This is a genomic window from Terribacillus sp. 7520-G, from assembly GCF_002271665.1.
GTDB lineage: Bacteria > Bacillota > Bacilli > Bacillales > Amphibacillaceae > Terribacillus.
On the sequence record NZ_NQFP01000015.1, the window covers coordinates 181,983 to 204,748 of the forward strand.

20 protein-coding genes are annotated in these 22,766 nt (G+C 48.0%); all 20 read right to left on the reverse strand.

Going from position 1 to position 22,766, the window contains the following annotated elements; all coding sequences use genetic code 11:
• Window positions 1-25 precede the first annotated feature (25 nt).
• Complete coding sequence (locus tag CHH53_RS06705) at window positions 26-1,264, reverse strand: MFS transporter (protein WP_095215398.1); 1,239 nt, start codon at window positions 1,262-1,264, stop codon at window positions 26-28.
• Between the two features lie 310 nt (window positions 1,265-1,574).
• Window positions 1,575-2,507, reverse strand: coding sequence for a DMT family transporter (locus tag CHH53_RS06710; protein WP_095215349.1), 933 nt, complete (start codon window positions 2,505-2,507; stop codon window positions 1,575-1,577).
• 394 nt (window positions 2,508-2,901) lie between these two features.
• Window positions 2,902-4,314: a hypothetical protein gene (locus CHH53_RS06715; protein ID WP_233134887.1), complete on the reverse strand. Its 1,413-nt coding sequence runs from the start codon at window positions 4,312-4,314 to the stop codon at window positions 2,902-2,904.
• Between the two features lie 284 nt (window positions 4,315-4,598).
• On the reverse strand, window positions 4,599-5,387 hold the full coding sequence (spo0A, locus tag CHH53_RS06720) for a sporulation transcription factor Spo0A (RefSeq protein WP_095215350.1): 789 nt from the start codon (window positions 5,385-5,387) through the stop codon (window positions 4,599-4,601).
• A gap of 241 nt (window positions 5,388-5,628) precedes the next feature.
• Window positions 5,629-6,894, reverse strand: coding sequence for a SpoIVB peptidase (gene spoIVB, locus CHH53_RS06725; protein ID WP_095215351.1), 1,266 nt, complete (start codon window positions 6,892-6,894; stop codon window positions 5,629-5,631).
• A gap of 158 nt (window positions 6,895-7,052) precedes the next feature.
• The gene (recN, locus tag CHH53_RS06730) at window positions 7,053-8,777 is read right to left on the reverse strand and encodes a DNA repair protein RecN (protein ID WP_095215352.1); all 1,725 of its coding nucleotides are present in this window, start codon (window positions 8,775-8,777) and stop codon (window positions 7,053-7,055) included.
• 24 nt (window positions 8,778-8,801) lie between these two features.
• Window positions 8,802-9,251, reverse strand: a complete 450-nt coding sequence (gene ahrC / locus CHH53_RS06735; RefSeq protein ID WP_095215353.1) for a transcriptional regulator AhrC/ArgR — start codon at window positions 9,249-9,251, stop codon at window positions 8,802-8,804.
• Complete coding sequence (locus tag CHH53_RS06740; protein ID WP_095215354.1) at window positions 9,244-10,101, reverse strand: TlyA family RNA methyltransferase; 858 nt, start codon at window positions 10,099-10,101, stop codon at window positions 9,244-9,246. The genes ahrC and CHH53_RS06740 overlap by 8 nt, the downstream gene beginning before the upstream one ends.
• A gap of 4 nt (window positions 10,102-10,105) precedes the next feature.
• Complete coding sequence (gene dxs, locus CHH53_RS06745) at window positions 10,106-12,001, reverse strand: 1-deoxy-D-xylulose-5-phosphate synthase (RefSeq protein WP_095215355.1); 1,896 nt, start codon at window positions 11,999-12,001, stop codon at window positions 10,106-10,108.
• Between the two features lie 288 nt (window positions 12,002-12,289).
• Window positions 12,290-13,177 carry a polyprenyl synthetase family protein gene (locus tag CHH53_RS06750; protein ID WP_233134889.1) on the reverse strand — a complete coding sequence of 296 codons (888 nt, stop codon included), beginning with the start codon at window positions 13,175-13,177 and terminating at the stop codon, window positions 12,290-12,292.
• The gene (locus CHH53_RS06755; RefSeq protein ID WP_093728508.1) at window positions 13,178-13,411 is read right to left on the reverse strand and encodes an exodeoxyribonuclease VII small subunit; all 234 of its coding nucleotides are present in this window, start codon (window positions 13,409-13,411) and stop codon (window positions 13,178-13,180) included. It abuts the gene before it with no gap.
• Window positions 13,404-14,750, reverse strand: coding sequence for an exodeoxyribonuclease VII large subunit (gene xseA, locus CHH53_RS06760; protein WP_095215356.1), 1,347 nt, complete (start codon window positions 14,748-14,750; stop codon window positions 13,404-13,406). The genes CHH53_RS06755 and xseA overlap by 8 nt, the downstream gene beginning before the upstream one ends.
• Window positions 14,751-14,764: 14 nt before the next feature.
• Complete coding sequence (gene folD / locus CHH53_RS06765) at window positions 14,765-15,625, reverse strand: bifunctional methylenetetrahydrofolate dehydrogenase/methenyltetrahydrofolate cyclohydrolase FolD (RefSeq protein ID WP_095215357.1); 861 nt, start codon at window positions 15,623-15,625, stop codon at window positions 14,765-14,767.
• A gap of 14 nt (window positions 15,626-15,639) precedes the next feature.
• Window positions 15,640-16,023 (reverse strand): transcription antitermination factor NusB, encoded by a 384-nt coding sequence (nusB, locus tag CHH53_RS06770; RefSeq protein WP_095215358.1) that lies wholly within the window; start codon window positions 16,021-16,023, stop codon window positions 15,640-15,642.
• A 123-nt stretch (window positions 16,024-16,146) separates the two neighbouring features.
• Window positions 16,147-16,545, reverse strand: coding sequence for an Asp23/Gls24 family envelope stress response protein (locus CHH53_RS06775; protein WP_369819867.1), 399 nt, complete (start codon window positions 16,543-16,545; stop codon window positions 16,147-16,149).
• A 14-nt stretch (window positions 16,546-16,559) separates the two neighbouring features.
• Window positions 16,560-17,909: an acetyl-CoA carboxylase biotin carboxylase subunit gene (accC, locus tag CHH53_RS06780; RefSeq protein WP_095215359.1), complete on the reverse strand. Its 1,350-nt coding sequence runs from the start codon at window positions 17,907-17,909 to the stop codon at window positions 16,560-16,562.
• A gap of 14 nt (window positions 17,910-17,923) precedes the next feature.
• The gene (accB, locus tag CHH53_RS06785; RefSeq protein ID WP_095215360.1) at window positions 17,924-18,400 is read right to left on the reverse strand and encodes an acetyl-CoA carboxylase biotin carboxyl carrier protein; all 477 of its coding nucleotides are present in this window, start codon (window positions 18,398-18,400) and stop codon (window positions 17,924-17,926) included.
• Window positions 18,401-18,509: 109 nt separating this feature from the next.
• Window positions 18,510-20,333, reverse strand: coding sequence for an ABC transporter ATP-binding protein (locus CHH53_RS06790; RefSeq protein WP_095215361.1), 1,824 nt, complete (start codon window positions 20,331-20,333; stop codon window positions 18,510-18,512).
• Complete coding sequence (locus CHH53_RS06795) at window positions 20,330-22,036, reverse strand: ABC transporter ATP-binding protein (RefSeq protein WP_095215362.1); 1,707 nt, start codon at window positions 22,034-22,036, stop codon at window positions 20,330-20,332. The genes CHH53_RS06790 and CHH53_RS06795 overlap by 4 nt, the downstream gene beginning before the upstream one ends.
• Before the next feature lie 129 nt (window positions 22,037-22,165).
• On the reverse strand, window positions 22,166-22,756 hold the full coding sequence (locus CHH53_RS06800) for a SpoIIIAH-like family protein (protein ID WP_095215363.1): 591 nt from the start codon (window positions 22,754-22,756) through the stop codon (window positions 22,166-22,168).
• Window positions 22,757-22,766: the final 10 nt, after the last annotated feature.

The window sequence follows — 22,766 nt, forward strand, 5'->3', positions numbered from 1 at the left end:
TTTTTATTTGTTTATTTTTGTTTTGTTAATTCCTTGCTTGGCGAGCAGCTTCCGGCTTTCCCCCATAACGCTCTTCCTGGATCTCTTCCAATGACTTGCCTCGAGTTTCCGGTGCCATTGTCAGACCCACGACAGCAGCGATGAGCAGAAATCCTATCATGATCAAACCCGCTGTCCGGAACCCCAGTGAACTGATCATCACCGGAACAACAAGGGAAATCAGCCCTACAGCTATCCGCGCCAAAGCAAATATGAATCCTTGCGCCTTGGCCCGATAACGGGTATGGAACAATTCCCCCGCCCACAAACCATAGAAAGCCTGCGCACCAAAGCCAGCAGCAATCCCCCAAAGAACCACAAATGTAAACAATTCAAACATCCCCATACCGCCAAACGTAAGAACAAGCCAAGCAGCGATACCCATGGCGGCCCCTATTCCATAAAGCAGCTTGCGATTCACCCTGTCACCGAGTTTGATAAAGACGAAATAGGTTCCCGCCACCGTCAAAGTCCAAAGGAAACCTTGCAGCAAATTCGCCTGCGAAGCCGATAGACCGCCTACTGTTTCATAAATATATGGCATGAAATAGCCCATTACACCCGCAACCAGATTCCAGAATACATAGATTCCAACCAGCAGCACGATTGCCTTTAGATTGGCTTTCACCGTAAAGAGCTGCTTCCATGACACATCTTGTGATCCTGCAGCTTGGCGGCTTTTCTCTTCTGTCCAAATCGCCGATTCATTGATTTGCTGCTGGAGAACCCACGTAATGAGTGCGACGACGAAGAGCTGGGCAAAAATGATACGGCTGCCAAGCAAACCCAAAGGAGCCAGCAATACGGATAGGAACAGCGTGATTGCCGGTCCGATCGACCAAGCGAACTGGCCCCAGCCTACGCGGGCAGCCCTCTCTCGCTTCGGAGCCTCTTCCGCTATGTATGTCCAGGCAGCGGGTATTGCCGCACCGACTGCAATTCCCGTTACAACATAACCGATCAACAGCATCGGGAAATGGAATGCAAATGTAATGAGCAGAATACCCAGCATATATACAAGCAGGTCATATTTATAGATGAACTTCCTGCCGAACCTATCCACCAGGATACCGCCAAGAAATGCACCTATCGCCGAGCCGAAACCATTGGCACTCAACGCCCCCAGCAGCCCGAGCTTTGCATCATTGAGATTCAAATACTCCATCCATAATGTAAGACCGCCAGCACCGGCAACAATCGAACCCGCCTCCAGGTAATTGGACATTGCCACCGTGATGGTCGCCTTCAAACTTCCTTGCTTTGCTGCCAATTTTCTTCCCCCTCCTGTATTTTCATTTTTAAAGCGCTTACATATAGCTTTATGATGGATTATACAATATTTTGTTTTGTTTGTGTCAATTTATTTTTGTTTATTTTTATTTCGAGTCTATTCACTCAAATATTTTAGTTTACATAATTTTATTATAGTAAACAAAAAACCTGTACTATCCATTCACTGATAGTACAGGCAGTCCATAACAGAATACTCCTATCACCAAGCGTATCAGAGTCAATACATGATAAGCCCTTGTGTATCAAAACATTCTTATCAAAATCACTCCTGCCAAAATCATGATCAAACCGATAATCTGGATCCAGTCAACCTGCGTTTTTTGGGAACCCATCCATCCAAAACGCTGTATGAGCAAACTTCCCGCAATTTGTCCGAATAAAACCAATACAACAGTTTGACCCGTCCCGACTTGCCCTACTAAATAAATGTTGATCAGAACATATGCAGCTCCCAAAAATCCTCCCAGCCAGACCCACCAAGGTGCTTTTTGTTTTATTGGATTGCTGACTTTGACAAAGGAGCGTTCTTTTACGCCTACGACAATGATCAATGTGAGCGCTCCGACCACAAAGGAGACAAAAGCTGCTTGTATGGAGGAATCCAGCACAACACCAAGCTGCCCATTGATTGCTACTTGCATCGACATCAGCATTCCAGATACGACCCCGATGATACGCCAGATCCATAAATATAAGTCATTCCCCTTATTTTTTTCCTGCCGATGCCTTACTTCCTGTATGGCAATAGCAAAAAATACCCCCACCAAAACTAAACATATTCCGATTAAACGATAACTATCGAAAGCTTTCCGCATGGAATGGAACCATCCAAAATTATCAATCAGCATCCCCATGATGATTTGACCCAGGATTGGCATGATGGCCGTCTGCACACTTCCAAGCTTAGGGAATAACAAAATATTGACCGTGAGGAAAATGACCCCCAGAACTCCCCCAAGCCAAATCCAAGCTGGCTCATTTCCGATAAGCTTCCATGATATTCCCAGCGGTGAACCAATCACCAAGGATATGACAGTCAAAAAGAGTGCACCAATCACGAATGAGATCATGGATGCCAAGTATGGGGAGATGACAAACTTCCTCAGCTGCGAATTAACAGCTGTTTGAATGGACAGCCCCGTACCAATTAAAATACCTATCAATGCAGTAATCATAAACATAACTCCCTAAAGATAATTTCATCTATAACTTCATCGTTATGATACATTAAGTGTATGACAATGAATCATAGTGATCCTTCCTCGTTTATCTCTTCCTCTCTTAGATGATGAACTTATTTTATACCTCTTATGTAGCTGTAAGTCAACTAAGTCAATCTAATCAGCTCCATGATGAAACGCTCCTTTTATCGGCAACGGATAAAAGGAGCGCAACACATGTAAAAAGGAGAAAACCCTTATTCATTTAAACATTTGCAGAAGAATAGCCACCAGTATCTTTAGTGGTCATTAGGCAGCGTTTGCCGAAGAATGAAGCCTGTGTCGATTTTTATTGTCCGCTTGAACAAGCCTTTAGCCTTATCATCATTTATATTGATACCCATTTGAACTACAGCAACCAAATTCCGATGATGGTAGAAAGTAAAAGTCCGGTAACGACCGGTATAAAACATTGCCGCACTACTTCCATCACCGGCACCCGTGCGAATCCAGCGATCGCTACGATGGAGGACCAGGCAATCAGCGTGCCGCCGCCAACCCAAATCGCGCCCATTTGCCCGATTGCAGCAAGGGTAGAAGCATCCATGCCGACTGCCGGTGCCAGGGCGCCAGAAAGGGCCCCGACAAGAGGAAGACCGGAAAAGCCTGAACCGTCCAAGCCGGTTACCATGCCGACTACCAGCAAACCGAATCCGGCGAAAATTGGATTCTCGGGAATATGATGCTGTCCAGCCTCTACTAAATCAAAAAGAAACGAAGGAGCCTGCGCAGCATCTTCCAGTCCGAATATCCTGGCAGATATCTCTCCGCTCCCTAAAAAGAAGAAACCTGCAATCGGAATGACCGGTCCCATTGCCCGAAAAGCAAATGTAAAGCCATCTACCAAGTGTTCACTTACGTTATGCAAAGATTGTTTCCAATTGCAAGCAATCGCTGCGGCAATCATGAGCAGGATAGCAGCACCTCCGATCAAAGCAGCGCCAGCTCCGCCCTCAAGGGAAGCCGTATTGCTGAAGGCAGCATAGGCCATGTAGATAACGACGACAAGAAAGGCTGCGGGCACCAGAATTGCAAACAAGATACTCAACCTTGATTTTTCAGCTGGATGAGCTGCACTGGGCGCATCGTTCCCGTTCCATCTTTCCAGGTGCACAATGGAAGGGGAAGAGATTTTTTTCCGGGTACGGAAGTATGCCAGCAGCAAGGCTGTGATACCTGTGATAAGAGATAAAATAAGCGCTTTGTCTGCCACCGCAGCAGTATCTGTGCCAGCTGCGGAAGCACTCAGCATCGGAGCAATTTTAATGATATAGTCGGCAGAAAGCGCCATGCCCTGACCGGAAATCGCCATCGCCACACCAGTTGCCAATGGCGGCAGACCGGCTCTGATAGCGACAGGGAGCAGGATTGCACCCACGAGCGGCACGGCAGGTGTAGGCCAAAAGAACAGGGAAATACAATACGTAATGAATGCCAATACCCAAAAGGAAGTATGGCCGTTCGTCATAATATAACCAAAAGGGCGAATCATCCGTTCATCTGCCCGCAATGCTTTTAAAGACTGCAGCAGTGCAGTCATGACGGTAATGATCAAGAAAATATTGAATAATTCCGAGGCAGCTGTGAGACTTGCACTGAAGGTTGCCTGCAATCCTTCTACAAGCGTCCCTGTGTACATCCACCCTACCAAGAAGGTCATCAATAATGATGGAACCAACACATTCTGCCGAATAAGCATCGTTAAAATAATCAAAAGTGTTCCTGCCAGATACATCCAATGGGCCATCGTCAATTCGGTCAAGCGGGTTCCTCCTTCATCTCATCATGTGCCATAGCCTATGTAAGACAGAAGGTCCTGGTGACTATCGTTTAATTCGATGAAGCAAAGTATCGTATGTCACGTGCGCTGATTTTTTCAGTCTAATCAAAAAATGTCCACACAGCAAAAAACGCCCTCCTTTACCGGACAGACCCGATAAATTAGGACGCTCATACATTTTCGAATATTTATTTATACATTGCCGATAGGAGTTTATCGGTATATTTCCGCAGAGTTTAATGTAAGAATCACATAAGAAGAACGGCTTAGGAGGCACGGTGCTCCAGCCGCAAACGGTCCGCCACCATCGCAATGAACTCGGAATTGGTCGGCTTTGCTTTGGAGATGCTTACCGTGTACCCGAACAAGGAAGAGATGGAATCCATATTGCCGCGGTTCCAAGCTACTTCGATGGCATGGCGGATTGCCCTTTCCACACGGGAAGCAGTGGTATTATATGTTTTGGCGATATCCGGATAAAGCACTTTGGTTATGGAGCCAAGCAAGTCGATATCATTGTAGACCATCGTGATGGCCTCACGCAGGTACATATAGCCTTTGATATGTGCAGGCACACCGATTTCATGGATGATGTTCGTGATGCTTGCTTCCAGATTCGGTTTCTTATCCCGTTTCTTCTCTTTTGTCACTCGGATCGGACTTGCTTCGTAGCTTCCGCCATGCCCGCTCACCTGACGGATCTGAGCTGCCAGGTTCTCCAAATCGAAAGGTTTAAGGATAAAATAAGCAGCGCCTAGATCGACAGCCTTCTTTGTCACTTCTTCCTGGCCAAAGGCTGTCAGCATGATCACATGCGGCATCGGTGCGGATGTTCTCTCCCGCAGTGTGCGGAGAACCGCCAGACCATCGACATGCGGCATGATGATGTCAAGGACGACGACATCCGGCTGGAGATCTTCCAGCATATCTAAACAATCTTTTCCATTATAAGCAGTGCCAATTACCTCTATATCGGATTGGTCTTCGAAATATTCCTCCATAAGCTGCACAAGCTCTCGATTGTCATCGACCAAAACTGCTTTAATCTTTTCCATTCCCAGCTTCCTCCCTTAATATCCCTTATGATTCCACGTTATAGTTTCGACACATCAAGGTCAATTCCTGCCAAATTGAAAAAAACCTCGCTTTTATTTCCAGCGGATGAAATTCTGCCCATCATTCGACAGCATCCGACGCAGTGTGTTCCGAACAGATGTTTCTTGTCTTTACAGTATAACGTATGACTTGAAAAAGAAAAAGACAATCCCATTCGTGAACGAACAGGAATTGCCTTTTTCAGCTAGCTTTTTTATCGCTTTTATAAATGTCGATACCTGCTTCCTGCAGCATCCATTCGATATGCACACCGTAGCCGGATGTCGGATCATTAACGAATACATGTGTCACGGCACCGATCAATTTACCATCCTGGATGATCGGGCTTCCGCTCATTCCTTGGACGATTCCGCCGGTCTTGGCAAGCAGACGCTTGTCTGTCACCTTGATGATCATTCCCTTTGTTGCCGGGTGATCCTGTGGTACACTGTTGACGATTTCCACATCGAATTCTTCAATCTTTTCTCCATCCACCACTGTCCGGATGACTGCCGGTCCTTTCTTCACTTCCTCACTCAATGCAATGGGCAGTGCTTTTGCTTCTTCCTTTTGACGCATATCACTTTCCAATTTGCCAAAAATACCAAAAGGGCTATTTTTCGTGATGGTTCCGATATAATTGCGGTTCATGCTGAATTCAGCGAGTTTTTCCCCTGGTTTGCCATTGTTTCCTTTTTGGATGCTCGTCACATTTGATCTGACGATTGTCCCGTCATGAATTTCAATTGGCTTTTGTGTATCCATATCCGAAATGACATGGCCCAAAGCACCATAGTTTTTCGATTCTGGATCATAGAAAGTCATGGTCCCGATACCTGCGGCTGAATCCCTGATATAGAGACCCATCCGGTATTGCTTGTCTTTTTCATCGAGTGCCGGATTCAATTCGGTTGTCAATGTCTGATTGCCGCGTTTCACTTTAATGCTGACTGGTTTCCCTGCCTTGCCAGCTTTTTCGATCAGCGGAGCCACTTCTTCCATTTTGCGGATTTCCTGACCGTCTATTTCCAAAAGGATATCCCCGGTATAAATGGCAGCATCCTCGCCAGGCGAAACAGTTTCCACCGCAGTCCGCACTTGATGATGGCCGACAACAAGAACACCCAGTGTATGGAGCTTCACCCCGACGGAATGACCGCCCGGGACGATCCGTATATCGGGAATGACGTTTACAGCAACCTTTTTGACAGGTATGCTGCCCAATGTATAGACAAGGTCTTGCTTACCAGTCGATTGACCGCGGAAAGCCTCCTGATCAAGTGCTTCTACAGCTTTTCCGTCACCAAAAACCGGAAGAGCTTCGGAAAGATCATTATTTGAAAACAAGGTCAATGTTTTGGGTATGCTCAGAAAGGACTGTACAGGTTGGGTCAATGGCGCCGCTACCAGCAAAGCAAGCAGGCAAAGACCAATGGCGAAGCGCAGTGCGTCTATCCTTTTCTTCATTTTCTCATCTCCTAGAAGTCCTATCCCTCAGCAGTTCAAGCTTGTTTATGTACTTCTAGTTTGACTTTCACGAGAGCATTTTAAACCCAGAAAACATCAGAAAAAGCGCCTATCTTTTCCTATGTATAAAACAAAGATCCTGCCGATATCAGGCAGGATCATGTTTGTTTGTATTGGCCGGCAAGCGTTATAAGTTCCTTTGCATGCTCTTTTGTCTTTTCCGTCAGCACCGTTCCGGTCATCATTCTGCTGATTTCCTCCACAGCAGCTTCCTGTCCGAGCTCGGTGACGGAAGTATGCGTGCTATCATTTTCCACATGTTTTTCGATCAGCAGATGCGTATCAGCCATTGATGCCACCTGCGGCAGATGTGTGATGCATAATACTTGAGATCCGACAGAGATACCGTAAATCTTCTCTCCTATCGCTTGTGCAACACGGCCGCTGACACCAGTATCCACTTCATCAAAAATGACACTCGTCACCCCTTGATGTCGCGAGAAAATACGCTTCAGTGCCAGCATGATACGGGATAATTCCCCTCCTGAAGCAACTTTGTGCAGCTCTTTCAGCGGTTCTCCCGGGTTTGTGGAGATATGGAATGTAATCGCATCAAAACCGTCTGCCGTTAATTGGACAGGCATCCCGTCGATTTCGGGATCGCCAGGCTTCCCGGCTTTGTACTGCACATCGACATGGAAACGGGCTTTCTCCAAGTACAGATCCTTCAGTTCCTCATGGATCGCATCCGTAAGCTGGCTAGCAGCTTGTACACGCAAATCATGCAGCTGCCTTGCCTCCAGCAAAGTATCTTCGCTGAGTTCCGCAATTTGCTGCTCCAGCTGGTGGATATGGGAATCACGGTTCTGAATACGATCGATTTCATCCTCTATACTGGCTGCATATTCCAGGATTTCTTCGACTGATTGCCCGTATTTCTTTTTCAATCGGTTTATTTCATTCAATCGCATTTCAATTTCGTTCAATCGTTCCGGATCATACGAGAGTGCGTCCAGCTGGCTGCTCAGTTGGAAAGTGAGATCCTCCAGCAAGTAGTATTGCTCGCTGATCATTTGATGATGCTTCTGGATATCGTCATCATAGGAACTCGCCGATTCAAGGCTGGCTAAAGCATGCCCTACCCAGTCCAAGCCTTTTTGTTCCCCGTAAAGTGCATGATAGGCATCATGGAGCGATTGATATATCCGTTCAAAGTTCATCAGCTTCGTCCGCTCTTCTGTAAGCTGCTCATCCTCACCCGGCTGAAGTGCAGCTTCTTTCAATTCATTATATTGAAATTGAAGCAAGTCAAGACGCTGCGCCATTTCCTGTTCATTTGTATTCCATTCCTTATATCGTTTTTTCAATTTCTGAAGCTCTTTGAATTGAAGCGTATAAGCCTCTTTTGCTTTGCCGATTGCATCGGCATCGTATAAATCAAGCAACTCGATATGCTTATCCGCATCCATCAAGGATTGCGTTTCATGCTGGGTATGGATATCAATCAATGATTTCCCGAATTCACGCAAAATCGCCAAAGTCACCAGCTTGCCATTGACACGGCAAATGCTTTTTCCGCTGGTTGTCATCGTCCTCTCCAGCACGATCATCCCATCATCGATATCGACACCGAATTGTTCTCCGATGGCATATATCGGATGATCAGGCGAATCAATGATGAATAACCCTTCCAGCTCGGCTTTCTTCTGACCATGGCGGATAAATTCCACGGAACCCCTTCCGCCGCTTAACAGCTGGACTGCATCAATGACAATGGACTTACCTGCACCAGTCTCTCCGGTCAGCACAGTAAGCCCTTCTTTGAAATGGATCCTTATATGGTCGATGATCGCAAAATCCTTGATCGAAAGCTCTGTAAGCATAATATCCCCTCATTTCACTTCCGTTTACAGCATGGACAGCAGTTTATCTTTGATAAGTTCCGTATCTGCCTCAGTACGGCAAATGATCAGAATCGTGTCATCCCCGCTGATTGTACCTAGGATCTCTTCCCAATCCAAGTTATCCAAAAGGACGGCCAGTGCATTCCCATTACCCGGCAGCGTCTTAAGCACAATGAAATGGCTCGTCGTATCAATGCTGACAAAAGCATCCATGATAAGCCGTTTCAGTTTTTCAAGCGGATTGAATCGATTATCCGCCGGCAAGCTGTACTTGTAAGACCCCTCCAATGTCGGAACCTTGACAAGATGCAATTCCTTGATATCACGGGAAACGGTCGCCTGGGTCACATTGAACCCGAGATCTTTCAAATGTTCGACCAATTCATCCTGCGTCTCGATATCATTATGTGTAATCAATTCGCGAATTTTGATATGCCGTTGAATTTTACTCATTGTCTTCCTCCATCGCTTCCCTTGATACGCCTTTTTTCGCAGATAGCTGCTGATGCGCATCCTCGACGACTGATTTGATTGCCTCTGTATCAGGGAAGTCACCTGCATTATCTTTATCCCAAGCCAAGTGTGCCAGGAATTCGATATTTCCGTCCCCGCCGGTTATTGGCGAAAAAGTCAGTCCTTCAAACTGAAAACCAAGAGATTGACCGAATTTCAGGGTATCTTCCAATACTTCCATGTGTACGCTGCGATCACGAACGATCCCTTTTTTACCGACCTGTTCACGTCCTGCTTCGAATTGCGGTTTGATGAGCGCCACCACATCACTCCCTGAAGCAAGGATGTCCTTCAATGCAGGTAAAATCAAACGAAGGGATATGAAAGATACATCGATCGATGCGAAATCCGGCAATCCTTCCGTCAGCATATCCGGTGTGACATAACGAAAATTGGTCCTTTCCATTACCACTACACGCGGATCGTTGCGCAGTTTCCAATCAAGCTGATTGTAGCCGACATCGATGGCATAGCTGCGTGCAGCACCACGCTGCAAGGCGCAATCGGTGAATCCCCCCGTCGAGGAACCGATATCAACCATCGTCCTTCCCGTAACATCGATGCCGAAATAGTCCAAAGCCTTTTCCAGTTTGAGACCGCCCCGCCCAACATAAGGGATGACCTTGCCTTTTACAGTCAAGTCAGCGGTATCATCAACTTTCATGCCTGGTTTATCCAGACGGTCCTGGCCGGAATATACGAGTCCTGCCATGATTGTCCGTTTTGCTTTTTCCCTTGTTTCAATTAGTCCCCTCTCGACGAGAAGAACATCCAATCTCACTTTAGCCATTCACTCAAGCCCTTTGCTGTTCATTCATTCGTACTATTTTCCGGAGTTTGTCAGCTGCATTTTCCTTCGTCAATCCAACTTCCTCCATCTGTTCCGGTACGCTTCCGTGCTCAACGAAGTAGTCAGGCACACCCATTCTCCTGACAGTAGATGCATCATAGTCATTCTCTTCGGCGAATTCCATCACGCCGCTGCCGAAGCCGCCTTTGAGAACGGCTTCCTCAATAGTCAAAATCGGCAGTCCTGAGGCAAAAATCCCATGCAGCATTGCTTCGTCCATTGGTTTGATGAACCGGGCATTCACGACACGGACAGAAATACCATCAGCTGCAAGTGACTCGCTCGCATCCAAGGCCAGCGGAATCGTTGTCCCGAATGTCAATATGACAGCATCCGTTCCTTCTCTCAGCACTTCCCAGCTGCCGATCGGCAATGCATGCGTGGTATCATCCACTGGAATACCAAGCGCATTACCGCGCGGATAACGCAATGCGATCGGTCCTTCTTCATGCGCCAATGCTGTATGCACCATATGCTGCGCTTCATTTTCATCCTTCGGCATCATGATCGTGAAATTCGGCAGCGCACGCAGGAATGAAATGTCGAATACACCCTGATGCGTCTCTCCGTCTGCGCCGACAAAGCCTGCCCGATCGATACCGACAAAAACATTGAGATTTTGTCTGGCAATGTCATGAAGCAGCTGATCATAAGCTCGCTGCAGGAAAGTGGAGTAAATGGCCAGGAAGGGTTTCACACCTTGAGTCGCCATGCCGGCAGCCATGGTTGTGGCATGCTGCTCAGCGATTCCGACGTCGAAAAGCCGATCCGGCATTTCTTTTTTGAAATTATCCAGCTTCGATCCGAGGATCATTGCGGGTGTGATGACTGCAATCCGTTTATCCATACGTGCCTTTTCCAGTACTGCTTCACTGATCACCTTGCTCCAGGCTGGTGCAGTGGCAAAGCTTTTGATCTTTTCACCGGATTCGATCTTATAGGGGCCGACACCGTGCCAATTATCTGTCGTATCTGTTTCGGCAGGTTGATAGCCTTTCCCTTTCTGGGTGACAACATGAATGATTTTTGGTCCTTTTGTCTTTTTGGCATAGCTTATCGCCTCTTCCAGGTCCCGGAAGTCATGCCCGTCAACAGGCCCGAAATAAGTAAAGCCCAGCTCTTCAAAGAACATGCCGGGAACCATGAAATATTTCATGCTATCCTTCATACGCTCTGCGGCAGTAGCCAGCTTGCCGCCGACAGCAGGGATTTTTTTGAGCAGCGTTTCCATTTCATCCTTTGCACGCCTGTACTTACCGGCACTGCGCATTCTGCCAAGCACATGATGCAGGGCACCGACATTATTCGCTATCGACATCTCATTGTCATTCAGTATGACGGTGATATTCTTTTTTTCATCCCCGATATTGTTCAGTGCTTCCAAGGCCATACCGCCTGTCAGCGCACCATCCCCAATGATAGGCACTACCTCATAATCCTCGTCCATCATATCCCTTGCCGCTGCCATTCCCATTGCAGCAGAAAGCGATGTGGAACTATGTCCTGTTTCCCACACATCATGTTCGCTCTCGATTCGCTTCGGGAAGCCGCACAACCCTTTGTATTGCCGCAATGTATCGAAGTCAGCTGTTCTGCCGGTCAATATCTTATGGATATATGCCTGATGCCCCACATCCCAAATGAATTTATCCTGCGGACTGTTGTATGCTTTATGCAAAGCGAGTGTAAGTTCCACAACACCCAGATTCGCTCCCAGGTGCCCTCCTGTGATGGACAGCTTTTCGATCAGGAATGTCCGGATGGAAGCTGCAAGCTCACGAAGCTCCTCATTGGACATTTCCTTCAAGAATGCCGGATTCTTAATTGCTGTTAAATCCATATTACCTTCCCCTTTTGTCATCAGCCTGATCAGCCAGACAGCATAGTATAAATAGGTACATTTCTGCGCCGGACGAAGAATTTATTCCTGTAGGCCTTTACCCTGTTTTATCCTGCCTACATCATATCCAGACAATTTCTGCACTTTCGGCCGTGCAGGAGCCTATTTAAAAATAGCCGCTAGCACATATGTGATAACGGCGTTTTCTATGTTCGTACGTATCAGTTCTGTCCTATATTCCTAGTAGCAATATATCACAGTTGGCCTCAAGCTTACAATCAATAACAGTCAGCTCGTCCTCCTGCTCAAATAGACAGTCAGCTCATGCAGTCTGGATGACTTGATATTCGCTTGCTCCAGGCATTGATGGGCAAGGTCGACATACTTCTCCATTTGTTCTTTTGCTCCTTCAAGACCAAGCAGTTTTGGATACGTACTTTTTTTGTTCGCTTCATCACTGCCGACCGGCTTTCCGATCACGGATTCATCACCGGTCACATCCAGGATATCATCTTGTATTTGGAAGATCAGGCCGATATACATACCGAACTGCTTCATCAGCTCCAGTGTTTCCTGCTTGGCTCCAGCCAAAAAGGCACCGGCAACGATCGCATATGTTAATAACTTGCCCGTTTTCAGAATATGTATTTGCTCTAATTCATGCAGCAGGCTCTCTTTTCCTTCTGCTTCCATATCAAGAGCTTGTCCGGCAATCATGCCCGTCGCACCGGCTGCTTCCGACAGATAGGACATAAGAAATACCTTCTCCTCGGGCCTCAATTCGTCCGCTTGCCCGATGATGGAAAAACTTCTTGTCAATAGTGCATCGCCTGCCAAAATGGCTGTAGCCTCCCCGAACTTCTTGTGATTCGTCAGCTGTCCGCGGCGATAATCATCATCGTCCATTGCCGGCAGATCATCATGGATCAAGGAGTAAGTATGCACCATTTCAAGTGCGGCAGCTGCCGGCAGAACCTTATCGCCTTGACCGCCGAAGGATTCGAATGCTGCCTGCATCAAAATCGGGCGGAGGCGTTTTCCCCCAGCCCGCATGCTGTAAAGGACGGATTCCGATAGAGCAGCCGGAAGCATCTTATCCTTTTCGAGCAAACCGATCATATACATATTGATGCGATGCTGCTCCGTCTTCAAATAATCCTGCAACGATTCACTCACTCAGTCTTCCTCCTGTACAGTGAATGGCTCGGTTTCACCGGCATTATTCACGATTTCCACCATTTGCTTCTCGACTTGCTCCAGTTTATCGCCGCAAATCTTGGAGAGCTTCATACCTTCCTGGTAATAGCCGATTGCCTGCTCAAGCGGTACATCACCTTGCTCGAGCTTGCTCACAATCTCCTCCAGCTGCTGCATCGCTTCCTCGAAGCTTTGTTTTTTCTCCTCAGCCATTTGTATCCTCCTTTACTTCCTTGACGATACAATCTATCGTGCCATCTGCAAGATGGATTTGCACATCATCGCCTTCGGTAACCTGATCCACGCTCTTCAAAAGGGTTTCCTCTTTATAGGAGATGCTATATCCCCGTTTCATCGTCTCCAATGGGTTCAATAAGGATAGCTTATTGATTTGATGAAGGAACTTCTGCCGCTCTCCTTCATGTCTCTTTTGCATAGCCTGCTGCAGCCTGTTTTGCAATACTGCCAGCTGCTGTCCATGATGCTGCGCCTGCTTGCCCGGATGTACAAGGGCAAGGCGATTCATCAGTGCCGTAAAGTGCTGCCTCCTTGCTGAAACAGCAGACGCCCCTGCCCTGCCCAGCCGATCGGAAAGCTTATCCAGTTCTATTTCCTTCTGCCTTAACAGCTGTTCAGGATAGCGGAAGGCATATGATCCCCGAAGCTTGGCTAGCCTGTTTGCTTCCTGCCGATAAGATTGACTTACAACGTACTGCATCCTATTGGTGAGCTGCGCTATGCGGTGCTGCAGCTCCTCCCGTGCCGGAACAGCCAATTCAGCGGCTCCGGTCGGGGTAGCGGCCCGGACATCGGCTACGAAATCACTGATCGTGAAATCCGTCTCGTGCCCGACAGCCGAGATGATCGGTATGCTTACACGGTGGATGGCACGGGCGACCATCTCTTCGTTGAAGCTCCAAAGCTCTTCGATCGAGCCGCCGCCACGTCCGATGATCAGGACATCGAAATCATGCTCTTCTGCATAAGACAGCGCATGGACAAGCGACGGAGCGGAACGATCACCTTGCACGGAAACAGGAAGCACCGTCACTCTGACAATCGGATAGCGCCGTTTGATCGTTGTCAGGATATCCCTGACAGCTGCTCCGGTCGGGGATGTAATGACGCCGATATGCTCGGGATAAGCAGGAAGGGCTTTTTTATGATCAGCAGAAAACAGCCCTTCCTTTTCCAGCTTCTCTTTCAGCTGTTCATAGGCCTGGTAAAGTGCCCCAACTCCATCCGGCTCCATATGCTGGATATAAAGCTGATATTGACCCTGGGGCTCATATAAGCCAATCTCACCGCGGATAAGGACGGTCATGCCGTTCTCCGGGACGAATTTCAGGCCTTTATTTTGTCCGGCAAACATGACGGACTGGATCCTGGCTCCGTCATCTTTCAATGTCATATACATATGGCCGCGGCTGTGATGCTTGAAGTTGGATATCTCCGCCCTGAGCCAGATATCCTTCAAATGCTTGTCCGTTTCCAGCTTCCGCTTCATGTAACGGGTCAGGGCGGTCACGGTCAAATAACGATCATCACTCATGCTGGATTTGCTCCTTATACGACTGCCGCTGCCTGGCGTCTGGCTGCTTTTATCGTATTGTGCATCAGCATGGTGATGGTCATCGGTCCTACACCGCCTGGTACCGGTGTGATGATCGAAGCCACTTCTTTCGCGTGTTCGAAATCGACATCACCTGTCAGCTTACCGGCTGCATTTCGATTGACACCGACGTCGATCACGATGGCACCTTCCTTGATATCCTCCGCCTTGATCATATGTTCACGGCCGACTGCTACGACAAGGATATCTGCTTGCTTCGTAAAGCTTCTGAGGTCCGGCGTGCGTGAATGGGTATGGATGACAGTCGCATGCTCATTGAGCAAAAGCTGTCCGACTGGCTTGCCGACAATATTGCTGCGTCCGACGATGACAGCAGTCTTGCCTGCAATATCAACATTTTTCGATTTGAGCATCTGAATGATGCCATAAGGTGTGCATGGATAATATGTATCTTCCCCGAGCATCATTTTCCCTACATTGGCAGGATGGAACCCATCTACATCCTTCTCCGGATCGATGCTGTCGATGACAGCTTGTTCATCGATATGGGCTGGAAGAGGTAATTGGACCAGGATTCCATTCACGTCCTTATCCGAGTTCAGACGCTGTATGAGATCCAGTAATTCCGTCTGTGTCGTCGAGCTTGGCAGCTCGATCAGCTCTGAGCTGATCCCGATTTCTGCGGATGCCTTCTCTTTTCCTTTCACATAAGATCTGGAGGCAGGATCGTCTCCGACTAGAACAACGGTCAGATGAGGCAGAATATCTTGTTTTTTCAATGCTGCTGCTTCTTGTTTCAGTTCTTCCCGAATAGTTGCTGCGAGTTCTTTACCATAGATCAATTCTGCTGTCATGCTCATCCGCTCCCTTAGTTTTTAATGATTCTGGATAGTACTCCATTAACGAATTTACCGGATTTTTCATCCCCGAACAAGTTGGATATCTCAATGGCTTCGTTGATGACTACGCCTTGCGGTACATCTGTGTGATGAAGCAGCTCATATACGGCTATACGCAATGCCGTCTTCTCCACACTGGCAAGCCGATCGAATGACCAATTCTCCAAATGCTCGGCAATTTTCGCATCGATTGCAGCTTTATGCTCCAATACACCGTTGATGAGGCTTGCCAAAAAAGCATTCTCAAGCGGCTCTCCTAATACATTTTCCACAGCCTCTTCCGGCTGAATATCGTTCATGTCCAATTGAAAGAGGACCTGGAAGGCAGTTTCCCGTGCCGTACGTCGTTTCATATTCTATCTCCTTTTAACTTATCTCATCAAATCATAACATGATATATAGGGTTAAATCTATCTTTGAACAAAAGAAAAGACCTCGGGGCGGAACCAGCCAAGGTCTTTTCCAGCGAATACGGTCTATTCGACAGTGTCCGCTTTTTGTTCGAGTTGTATACCTACAATATGGACATTGATCTCTTTCGTCGCAAGTGCCGTCATCGTCTGTAAAGCCTGGCGAATGTTCTGCTGGACGTTTTTTGCAACTTCAGGCATCCTGCAGTCGGCACTGACGGTGACAAAGACGTCGATGGCGACTCCTTGCTCCGTCAGTTCTACTTTGATGCCTTTCCCATGCGCCTTCTTGCCCAGCTTTTCTGCGACTCCCGTAGCAAACCCGCCGCGCATCGATATGACACCTTTCACTTCACTTGCTGCAATTCCTGCTATCACCTCGATGACGGCAGGCGATACCATGACATTGCCAAGCTCGCCTTTATGACCGATCGATACGAAAGATTGCTCTTGCAAAGATCTCACATCCTTTAGGTTTTTCACTCCATGATTGTATAATTCTCAAGGAAATTCGTATTGAAATCCCCTTCAACGAATACCGGATGCTCCATCATGCGGGCATGGAACGGGATTGTCGTATGGACACCTTCAATGACGAATTCACCCAATGCCCGTTTCATCCGAGCCACGGCTTCATCGCGTGTTTTACCAAATGCAATCAGCTTCGCAACCATACTGTCATAGAACGGCGGGATTGCATACCCCGGATAGGCCGCACCGTCCACACGGACACCATAGCCGCCAGGAGCAAGGTAAAGATCGATTTTACCTGGTGAAGGCATGAAGTTTTTGAACGGATTCTCTGCATTGATCCGGCACTCGATGGCCCAGCCCTCAAAAGTGATGTCCTCTTGTGTATAACGCAAGGTTTCGTTGTTGGCGATATGAATTTGTTCCTTGATCAAGTCGACACCAGTAACAAGCTCCGTCACTGGATGTTCCACCTGGATACGTGTGTTCATCTCCATGAAGTAGAATGTTTGATCTCTGCGATCGAAGATGAATTCAATCGTACCAGCACCGGAATAATCAACAGCGAGCGCCGCTTTGACAGCTGCTTCCCCCATTTTCTCACGGATTTCCGGGGTAAGGGCAGGTGAAGGAGATTCTTCGATCAGCTTCTGCATACGACGCTGTATTGTACAATCACGTTCACCTAAATGGATGGCATTCCCGTGATTATCAGCAAGCACCTGGATCTCCACATGACGGAAATCTTCTATGTATTTCTCTAAGTAGACACCAGGGTTTCCGAAAGCTGTAGCTGCTTCCTGCTGGGTGACACTGATACCTTTTACAAGCTCTTCCTCGGTGCGGGCGATTCGGATACCCTTGCCGCCTCCGCCGGCTGTTGCTTTGATGATGACCGGATAACCGATTTCCCGGGCAACCTGCTTGCCTTCTTCAGCGTCTGCAACGATACCGTTGGATCCTGGTACGACTGGGACACCAGCTTCGCGCATCGTTTCACGCGCAACGTCCTTGGTCCCCATTTTATTGATGGCATAAGCGCTTGGACCGACGAACGTGATGTTGCATTCGGCACACAGCTCTGCAAAATCAGGATTCTCCGCCAGGAAACCATAACCTGGATGGATGGCATCGACACCAGTCAATGTCGCTACACTGATGATATTCGAGAAATTCAAGTAACTGTCCTTACTTGCTGCCGGACCCACGCAATATGCTTCGTCCGCCAGCTGTACATGCAATGCTTCTTTATCTGCTTCCGAGTAGATGGCCACTGTCTCGATGCCCAGTTCCTTACAGGCACGGATAATCCGGACAGCAATCTCTCCTCGGTTGGCAATCAATAATTTCTTAATCACAACGAGTCAACCCCTTAGTTAGCTTTCACTCTGAACAGAGGTTGTCCATATTCAACAAGCTCTCCGTTTTCCACAAGCACTTCGACGATTTCACCAGATACATCTGCAGTGATTTCATTGAATAATTTCATCGCTTCCACGATGCATACGACTGTGTCTTTTTTCACTCGATCGCCTACTTTGACGAAGACATCGGAATCTGGGTTCGGTTTGCTGTAGAACGTTCCGACCATGAGTGAAGTGATTTCGTGATCATAATTTTTCGCAGCGGCTTCTGGAGCTTGCACTGCCGGTTCCGGCTGTGCTGCAGCTGCAGGAGCTTGCGGAGCGCTTGCCGCCGGCTGGATTGGTGCTGGCGCAGCTGCGACTTGTACAACCTCACTTTTTTTGCGAAGGGAGACTTTTTCCCCTTCGGTTTCATAATCGAATTCATCTATCGAAGATTGGTCAATCAAGGTGATAAGTTCTTTCAGTTCTTCTAATTTAAGCATATTGGCACTCCTTTACAATGGTCCTGCATAATGATTCAGACATGATTATCACTAACATATTTTACGCAAAGGTAAAAAAAATCGCAACACCTAACGATTCACGACGGTCTCAGCTGGTGGAAGCATGCTGCTTTTTCTCGTTCTGCAGCGCTGCATAAAAACCTTTTTGCTTCATGAGCTCCTGATGGTTTCCCTGCTCGATCAACTCACCATCCTGCAGCACAAAAATAGTATCAGCCTGTTCGATTGTATTGAGCCGGTGCGCCACCACAATACTTGTACGACCTTCCATCAAAACCTGCATCGCTTGCTGAATCCTATGCTCCGTTATTGTATCGATACTGGAGGTCGCCTCATCCAGCAAGAGGATATCCGGATCCCGCAGCAATGCTTTGGCAATGGAGAGAAGCTGGCGCTGACCGTGACTGAGTCCGCCGCCGTCCTGACCGATTAAAGTATCATAACCATCGGGAAGCCGGGTGATGAACCGATGTGCATTGGCCGCTTTGGCTGCCTCGATCACTTGGTCATCCGTGGCATCCAATCTGCCATAGCGAATATTATCCATGATGGTTCCCTTGAATAGGAAATCCTGCTGTAAGACCACCCCTATCCGATTTCGGTAGCTGCCCAAGTCCAGCTTGGACAGCGGCATGCCATCCATCGTGATCTGACCGCTGTCAGGCTGGTAGAATCCTGCGATCAAATTCATGATCGTCGTCTTGCCCGAACCCGTCGGTCCGACAAAAGCGGCTGTCTGCCCCGATCGGACAGAAAAGCTGATATCTTTCAGCGCCGGCTCCCCTTCATAAGCGAAGGTCACATTCTCGAACCGAATATTTCCTTTAAGCCGCGGTACTGTTTGTTTCGCCGTTTCCTCATGTTCTTCCTGCTCATCCAAAATTCCAAAAACCCGTTCAGCACCGGCAAGTGCCGAGAACAACGAATTGAATTGGTTTGCCAAGTCGTTCAGCGGACGTGTGAACTGCCTTGAATATTCCAGGAAGATAACGATCGTTCCGATTGTTATACCGGCCCATCCATTTCCAATCAAAAGGGCGCCGACACCGGCAATGACCGCAAAGCTGATGTTATTCAGCATATTCATCCACTTGGGGATGAAACCTGAGAATGTTTGGGCCCAGAAACCGGCTTGCTGCAGCTGCTTTGTCCTATCACGGAAAGCACCGATCACTCTGGATTCCTGGGCATAGGCTTTGATGACGGCTTGACCGGAAATGCTTTCCTCTGCAAAACCGTTCACGCTGCTGACAGCCTGCTGCTGTATCCGGAAGGCATGACGAGTGCGGTTGGTGATCCATTTGATTCCGATGAACATGATCGGCACAACCAGCAGGGTAATGATCGTGAGAATCGGGCTCAAGCTCAACATGACTCCCAGTATGCCGATAAAGGTGATGATGCTGGAAACGACCTGGACCATCGACGTATTCAGCGTCGTCGAGATATTATCCACATCATTGGTCATGCGGCTCATCAGCTCTCCATGCTGCCGTTTATCAAAGAAGGAAAGCTTCAGCTTCTGCAGATGCATAAACAAATCCTTCCTGATTGTGTATACAGCTGTCTGGGAGATGGTGATCATCCAATACCCCTGCAAAAATGTCATCACAGCAACAGCTGTATAAACGAGCAGCAGCCAGCCCAGCTGCCTCAGCAAATATCCTGCCGTATAATCCCCGCTGACAAAATGGTCGACGACATGACCAAGGATGACAGGTCCGATCAGTGCTAAGACAGAGCTGACAACTATCATGCCAAGTGTACTGAAAAGCAGCCGCTTTTCCAGGAGCATATAACGCCAGATCCTTAGGAGTGTCTCTTTTGGATTGTCTACCTTCGCTTTTTGTTTACGGGAACCGGCCGAATATACCGGCCGTTTGTACCGAAACGCTGCTGATAGCTTTTTCATGACGTCGCCTCCCTCTGCTTCTGCGAAGCCTGGATTGCGCGGAATAACGCTGATTGATCGAGAAGTTCCTCCGCAGTGCCATACGCTGTTCGTTTTCCGTCTTCCACAATGAGGATCCGATCGCATTGCATGGCTGTGCTGAGTTTTTGTGTCACCAGCACTGTCGTACACTCATATCGTTTGAGCGCATCCAATAATTTGCGTTCCGTCTGCAAATCCAGTGCACTGGTACTATCGTCAAGCAGCAATAGAGATGGATCCAACAGCAAAGCCCTGGCAATCGTCAGCCGCTGCTTCTGTCCGCCGGAAAGATTGATGCCATTTTGCCCGAGTTCCGTATCAAGCTTATCAGGCAGCTTGGCAATCGTATCGTAAATCTGGGCATCCTTTGCAGCGCGGGTGATGGCTTCATCGCTGGCATCTGGAATGCCCCAAGCGATATTCTCCCGGATCGTGCCGGAAAACAGCTGTACATCCTGAGAGACAAAACCTACCTGCTTCCTGAAAGACTTGATATCCAAATCGGCTAACGGTATGCCATCGGCCAGCACTTGTCCGTGATCGGGTTCGAATAAACCAATCATCAGCTGCAGCAAGGTCGATTTTCCAGAGCCTGTTTCACCTAGTATGGCGACCCTTTCTCCAGGTTTGATTTGCATCGAGAAATCTTCGATGACGGCAATTTTGCCATTTGGATATCGATATGTCACGTGCTGCATGTCTATGCCGCCGCGAAAATCCTCAGAGGTCATCATGCCTTTGCCTGTCATAATATCCAATTCAAGAACATCGCCGATCCGTTCACCGGACGCTTTTGCCCTGGCATAGAAGGTGATCAGCATACCGACGACACTCAATGCCCCCGTGATCCTTGTTGCATAGTTCACGATTGCTACAATATCCCCGACATTCGTTCGCTGCTGGATCCCGCCAATATAAAGAATCCCCAAAATAGCGATATTCATCACCAAAGTGAGCAGCGGTACCGACAGCTCCGTATATCGAAAGGCCCGAAGCATGTTTTGCCGCAGTTCATTGCTCGTATTTTCAAAACGCTTCTGTTCCTGCTCCTCCCTGACGAAAATCCTGATCAGACGAAGACCGACAAGATTTTCCCGCATCACATGGTTCACCTTGTCCACACTCCGCTGCACAACACCGAAATAACGGATGCCGCGCTTCATGATGAATCGGAGCACCATCAAGAGAATCGGGATGACGATCAATAAAATGAGTGCTATCTTCACGTTGACGACAAAAGCCATGACCGTCCCCCCGATGATCAGGAAAGGAGCCCTGATCATGAACCGGAAGAACATGACAAGTGTCAACTGGATCTGGTTGACGTCATTTGTAAGCCGCGTGAGGAGTGTACTCGTGCCAAAGCGCTGGATATCCTGCAATCCAGCCTGCTGCAGGCGCTCATACATGTGATCGCGCAGCTCTTTTCCCACACTCTGACCAAGGTGATCGGCAAAGAATATATTGATGATGCCTGCCCCGAAGCCTATTATCGCAATGGCCGCCATCCCCAGCCCCAGCTCGATCACCAGTCCATCATCACCAGCGGCAATCCCGTCATCGATCAGCTTTTGCAATAGGAATGGCTGCACCAGTTCCACGGAAAGCTCCATCAGGATAAAAATCAACGAAGTGATGATGATGAGCCAATAAGGTTTAAGATAACTGAATAATGTCTTCACTGCTTACGCCTTCCCCCTGCATATGTATAGCCTGCTGCTAATCATACCCTAGCATACCACCACTTGAAACAAAACTGTATAGAACGACTTCCAATGGAAAAAGGAGCATTCGCTGAATGCTCCCCACCTTTATTTCTGCGGTATATATTTGACATCCACATTTGCACCGGCGAATTCATCTGCCGCCATCTGCATGATGCTGTTAGCTTCTTGAGCAGTCATTTCATCTGCTTTCACCGTTATTTGCACATGTCCTTCTTCTGCCCTGACAAGCACTTCCTCATAGCCTTTTTCAGCAATGATCGATTCTTCCAGGATGGATTCCTTCGATGCGTATTGCTCCATCAGTTCAATCTGATTGACTGCTTCATTCTTTTCTTCTGTGCTTGTCGAAGAGCTGGCAACGATTTCTTCAAGTCTGGTTTTGGCCTCGCTTCGCTGATCCATCGTCTGCATCCGGATGCTGGCAAAAAGTTCATCGACATTGGCTGGTTCAGTCGTCACATCCTTTTCGCCTTCTTGCCCTTCCTCACCTGACTCGGAATCCCCTGATCCTCCTGAGTCACCTGAGTCCCCAGCAGTCGTGCTTGTCCCATTTTCTTCTGTATTATCATTGATGAAAGCCAGTTCATCCCCGTTAGGAGAAGTCATATAATAGACACTCAACACGATCAGCAAGCTCAGCATCGTCAATAGCCACACTGTTTGTTTCTTCAACATCCCAATTCCC